Raw genomic sequence first — 4,257 nt, forward strand, 5'->3', positions numbered from 1 at the left:
GTCGTGGCACGCTCGCCCACCGCAGGGCGCGTGAGCGTTTGGCGCCGGTGCGCTTGCGCCACTGCTCTGATCGGTTGTCGTAGCGAGACTTGTCCAAGCCCTTTCCCCCCGCGGGAGAAAATGCTCCCAAATGCGACGGAGGTCTAGAGAAGTCTCAATTGCGGGCAATACTTGGTTCTAGGCGTCCATTTTTTCCTGACAATCGATTTCCCGGTCAGCGTATTCGCGTTGATGCTTCGGCAAATTGATCATGTGCTCCCCTCGACCGAGCTCTCCTCGTCAAGCGCGTACGGCACCGGCAGATAGGCATTGGCCATCAGCCAGTCGCTGACGATGGTCCTGACAAGATCGGCCTTCGAAACCCCCATCTCTTCCGCCACACCTGACAGGGAATCCTCGACCTTCGGCTCGAGCACAAGGCCCGTGACGTTCCTGAGCATCAGCGCAGCCCTTCGGAGCATCACCTGAAGGTCGGCTCGTGACATCTCCGCAATCTGGTCGGCTGCACCTTCTAGATCGTTTGCAATGGCGTGACGTGTCATCTTACCTCTCCGCTACAGGTAGCGCTCCCCCTCCCCACGGTGCTCAAAACAGAACCCGTGCGAGGGCTGCCTTGGGCGAGCGAAGCCCCAGCCAGCATCTTTCGCGCAGCCCTGATGCTCGCAAACATGACCGAGTGGGCCGCGCTCCCGCAGTTGCACAGTTTCGCCCGGGCGAGAGGGCTCGTCGCTCATGAGTAGCGTCGGCCGCGCCGCTCCCCTTTCATTGCTTCGAGTTCATCCTGAAGATGCCCGTTGAGCACGATCATCTCCTTCAGCGCCTTCATCGCGTCTCCCTTGTGCAGGGCAACAAATTTGTCGGCGACCTTCTGCAGAGCGGCCTCCCGGCGGCTGTCCAGCGCGACGATGTGATCCATGGGCGGTCTCCCTAGAACAAGGATGCTTGCGCCGGCGCCTGCTGTGGGAATTTGATCTGGGTTGCAGGTTTGTCGACGATCACCAGCGCATCGTCGGGCGCGGTGCGCTGTAGGTTCTTGGCTTCCGACCACGGTGCGGTGAGCCAGGTCTCGATCTGTTCGTGTGCGGTCAGTATGACCGGCATCGCCTTTTCGTGAATCGGCGCGATTACGGCGTTCGGCTTCGTGGTCATGAATCCATATAGCTCGAAATCACCGGGTCCATCCTTGACCCTGCGAATGCCCTGCCATCGAGTCCAGAGGCCGGCAAAGAAAAAGAGTGGCCGATCCTCATTCAGCGCGAACCAACAATTGCGTTGGATACCGGTGTCCGGATCCTTGTCGTTCGGCGTCGGTGACGGTTCGGCAAAGCAGGTGACCGGCACGACGCACCGGTTTTCGACGCCGACGTATTGCTGCCAGTGGGCATATTGTGGGTTGCGGATGTTTGTGGTGCCGTAATCGGCCTTGCCCTTCACGCGCTCCGCTGGTGTCGGCATGCCCCAAAGCAGCCTGGCAAGCTCCCTCTGCCCATCCGGAGCGTTGCGGACGACGGCGCCAGGCATGTTCGGATAGATGTCGACCGACGGTTCCAGATTACCCAGGATGTCGCGCAGCGCCTTCGTCCACTGCCGGATGGCTTCCTGGCTAGTGGTGAGATTGTAGAGGTTGCACATAGCTAGCTCCGCAGGGCTTCGGGCACGCTCAGCGGCCCCTGATCTAAAATCCGCCTATATTCGTCCTCGCGGCGCCAAGCGCCGAGCGCACGGCCCCCTTCACGATCTCTCGCCGGCACGAAGACTATGCCGCCAAAGTACGCGCGAAAAGCCTCCGCCGCGGCGAGATCGCGAAAGCAATGCAGGCGCCATTCCTCGTACTTGCCGTTCTGCCAGATCGCTTGCACTTGGCGCGTCCAATGGTCGAGCCCGTGCTTGCCGCAAAACTCGCGGATCAGTGTAAAATTGTGCGCAGTGCAGAGATCGTCCGGCAGCGCAATCTGATGCGGCCATTCTCGATCTACGACCGTCGGTGTCGGCCGACCTCGGCTTCTTCTGGTCATTAGTGCTGGGCGCTGGCCGTTTTGCTTTCGCGCAGATAGATATCGGTCTGGTGACGCATTGCCTCCGAGAGCGAAAGCGCCAAGTCCAGGTCTTTCGGGTAGATCGCCAAAATCCAGCTTGCCGTAAGTTCTGCGATGGCCTGCTTCTGGCTCACATCGGATAGGCCGCGCATCTGCTTTGCCATCTTGCTGACGCAGCGATGAATTTGGGGCCTTTCGCGCTCCACAGTTGCATAGATGTCCGCTTGCTCGATCCGGTCGCCAATGATGGGTTTCATCGGGAATGTCTCCGTTTTTCCACAGTGAACGAAATGAGAACAAAAGAGTCAAGTGACCCCTTGACGGAACAGGAATTCACTCCTTTTTTGTTCTCATGCCCGAGACCTACGGCCCGAAGCGACGCGACTATCCGCTGTCGAAACTGAACGACACCATGCGCCTGGTTCGTGTGCGCTGCGCCTATTGCAAGCGACAGCACAATTACGCGCCTTCCGACCTGATCCAGATCTTCGGCGACGTCGACGTCGATTCCCTCGCCTACAGCATGAAATGCGAGAATGGCCGCGATCACGGTTTGCTCGACGTGTCGTCGTTCGTGCCGACCGGCCGCGAGGCCGTAGGGCTTTGCATCCGCCGCCTGGTGGCGATCAAGATCAATCGGGTACCAGTGTGGAAAGAGGAAGGCCCGAAATGATGACCGTTGCACGGCATGATTCCGCCGTGCGAGTCTTCACCCGCTGCTTCGGCAGCACGGGCAACCCTCACACAGGAAATATCATGACCTCGCATTACCTCCCGCACGACCAGTGGACCGCGCTTGTGGACGCGTTGATTGAAGCTCGCGGCGATCACGATCCCCGGAACGCCGCCATCATCGCCCTGGCTGAAGTCGGCTTCATCGTGCCGGACACTTGCCGCGAGGATTCCGCTTCGCTTCAAGAGGCCGCGTAAACCCGCGCGATAGGCGCGCCGATCCCTTTGCTGACCAAAGACACGGGCGGGCGGGTATCATCTGCCCGCCCGTTCTCTTGCGGGCATAGCGCCAACCGGCGAAGGTCGCGGCTCTATCGTCGCCCGTCTCGCGACACCGCAGCCTCGCCGATGCGTCAACGAATCTCATGAGATGGTTGTGGTGATTTACACCCGGCGCGCCGATCCTCGCGAACCAGCGAGGCTTGCCTAACTGGGGCAGCGCGGTAGGGTGGATGGCGACAATGTAAGAAATACGAGTGGTGCACAATGACCGTCTGGCCGTTCAACAGAAGGCCCAAAGAAAAGCCGCTAGAGGTCATAGTGGCAGAGATGGCGTTGAGCGGCGGAAAATCGCCAAGTCAGGCAGTTGAGATGCTTCGTCAGCACATTCACAACTATCAGGATGGAATCGCTTTTATACGAAGTAAGAAGCCAGCGGCGAGTACCCATACCCTTATGGAGCCTACATTCTTCACCTGTCTCAGATTCCATAGTGGAGGTTATGCGGTTGATGGGCATCCGTTCGAAATGGCAGAAATGCATAAGCTGGATCTAATGTTGAACAAGGAGCTGTTCGAGAAAAAGCAAGGGGCAGCTCTGTTACTTCAAAGCGTGGACGAATATTTCGTCGCCTATGAGAAAAACGCGCCCGTCTTTTTGTCTGTCTTTCGCGCGGCAATTGAAGAAATCATTAAACGATCCGAGGCGTCATTCTGAAGGCTCGCCGTGGACGAGGGTGGGGTAATGACAATCGTTCGACGCGGCTTCGACGCCATTCGAAGCAGGCTCACCGGCATTGGGTTCCTTAGTATTAGCGCAAGCTGGAATCCGCCAGTCGCGCAACGGACGGTGATCTTGCGGCTGCTCAATTTCTTGGAGAACCGGCGCGTGCTCTATGTGCCGATGCATTTCGAGGTTCCGGGCCAAGTTGACCAATCCTTGATTCAGATGCGCAGTGAGCTTACGCAAATCTTGAACGACCTTCCCGAGAACTCGCCAGCCGCACGGCGCGTCCGGCATCTGCGCGCCGCCTGCCGGCGCTTTCTGGAGAATGAGCCGCCTGATTACCGAAACATCGCTTATCGCCTTCGCAACGACTTCGACCACGGATCACCGGCCCGGTGGCACGCTCACGGCGAGCGCGCGTTGACGCCCGGTTATTTCGTGGCGTTAGGGGAGTTGCGGGCAACCTTCGGATTGCAGCTTTCGGCCCTCGCGGCCGAATTCGAGATAGACGTGGAAGAAGACCTTGCGTCGATCTTCCCCGTTG

Annotated in this window: 9 protein-coding genes; 4 read left to right on the top strand and 5 right to left on the bottom strand. The window is 58.9% G+C overall.

Annotated elements, in window-relative coordinates:
• Window positions 1-248 precede the first annotated feature (248 nt).
• The 5 genes from EOA49_RS30645 to EOA49_RS30670 form a co-directional block, all read right to left on the bottom strand.
• Window positions 249-542 (bottom strand): hypothetical protein, encoded by a 294-nt coding sequence (locus EOA49_RS30645; protein ID WP_127241568.1) that lies wholly within the window; start codon window positions 540-542, stop codon window positions 249-251.
• A 188-nt stretch (window positions 543-730) separates the two neighbouring features.
• Window positions 731-916 (bottom strand): hypothetical protein, encoded by a 186-nt coding sequence (locus EOA49_RS30655; protein ID WP_127241570.1) that lies wholly within the window; start codon window positions 914-916, stop codon window positions 731-733.
• A gap of 11 nt (window positions 917-927) precedes the next feature.
• Window positions 928-1,632: an SOS response-associated peptidase gene (locus EOA49_RS30660; RefSeq protein ID WP_127241571.1), complete on the bottom strand. Its 705-nt coding sequence runs from the start codon at window positions 1,630-1,632 to the stop codon at window positions 928-930.
• Window positions 1,633-1,634: 2 nt separating this feature from the next.
• Window positions 1,635-1,859: a hypothetical protein gene (locus EOA49_RS30665; RefSeq protein WP_127241572.1), complete on the bottom strand. Its 225-nt coding sequence runs from the start codon at window positions 1,857-1,859 to the stop codon at window positions 1,635-1,637.
• 155 nt (window positions 1,860-2,014) lie between these two features.
• The gene (locus EOA49_RS30670; protein WP_127241573.1) at window positions 2,015-2,293 is read right to left on the bottom strand and encodes a hypothetical protein; all 279 of its coding nucleotides are present in this window, start codon (window positions 2,291-2,293) and stop codon (window positions 2,015-2,017) included.
• 95 nt (window positions 2,294-2,388) lie between these two features.
• Here EOA49_RS30670 and EOA49_RS30675 point away from each other — a divergent pair, with 95 nt between their 5' ends.
• The 4 genes from EOA49_RS30675 to EOA49_RS30690 all read left to right on the top strand — a co-directional run.
• Window positions 2,389-2,709 carry a hypothetical protein gene (locus EOA49_RS30675; protein ID WP_127241574.1) on the top strand — a complete coding sequence of 107 codons (321 nt, stop codon included), beginning with the start codon at window positions 2,389-2,391 and terminating at the stop codon, window positions 2,707-2,709.
• On the top strand, window positions 2,706-2,966 hold the full coding sequence (locus EOA49_RS30680) for a hypothetical protein (protein ID WP_127241575.1): 261 nt from the start codon (window positions 2,706-2,708) through the stop codon (window positions 2,964-2,966). Before EOA49_RS30675 ends, EOA49_RS30680 begins: the two co-directional genes overlap by 4 nt.
• Window positions 2,967-3,254: 288 nt before the next feature.
• A complete protein-coding gene (locus EOA49_RS30685; protein ID WP_127243556.1) occupies window positions 3,255-3,704 on the top strand; it encodes a hypothetical protein in 450 nt (149 codons plus the stop codon).
• A gap of 27 nt (window positions 3,705-3,731) precedes the next feature.
• On the top strand, window positions 3,732-4,257 hold a 526-nt coding region (locus EOA49_RS30690), incomplete at its 3' end, for a DUF6650 family protein (protein ID WP_164749338.1).

Origin of the sequence: Mesorhizobium sp. M1A.F.Ca.IN.020.04.1.1 (genome assembly GCF_003997315.1) — a bacterium.
Lineage (GTDB): Bacteria > Pseudomonadota > Alphaproteobacteria > Rhizobiales > Rhizobiaceae > Mesorhizobium.